The 213-nt window shown below is 48.4% G+C and carries 1 protein-coding gene; it reads left to right on the top strand.

All coding sequences use genetic code 11. The features are described from left to right. The coding region (locus tag JIG41_RS06805; protein WP_249406622.1) for a reverse transcriptase domain-containing protein at positions 1 to 213 on the top strand (213 nt) is incomplete at both ends.

The following is a 213-nucleotide window of genomic DNA, read 5'->3' as shown; positions in this document are numbered from 1 at the left end:
GTTCTATCGCACTGACGAGGGAACACCACAAGGCGGGATCATATCTCCAACCTTGATGCTGATGACTCTTGCAGGTCTTGAGCAACGCATAAAGTCCACCGCACTTAAAAATGGGGCGAGAGCCAACTTTATAGGATACGCCGATGATTTCGTCGTCACTTGCACTTCAAAGGACGTGCTGGAGAACGATATCAAACCGTTGATTGCTGACTT

Origin of the sequence: Pseudoalteromonas sp. bablab_jr011, assembly GCF_016464045.1 — a bacterium.
Lineage (GTDB): Bacteria > Pseudomonadota > Gammaproteobacteria > Enterobacterales > Alteromonadaceae > Pseudoalteromonas > Pseudoalteromonas lipolytica.
This window is presented reverse-complemented; position numbering and strand designations above follow the sequence as displayed.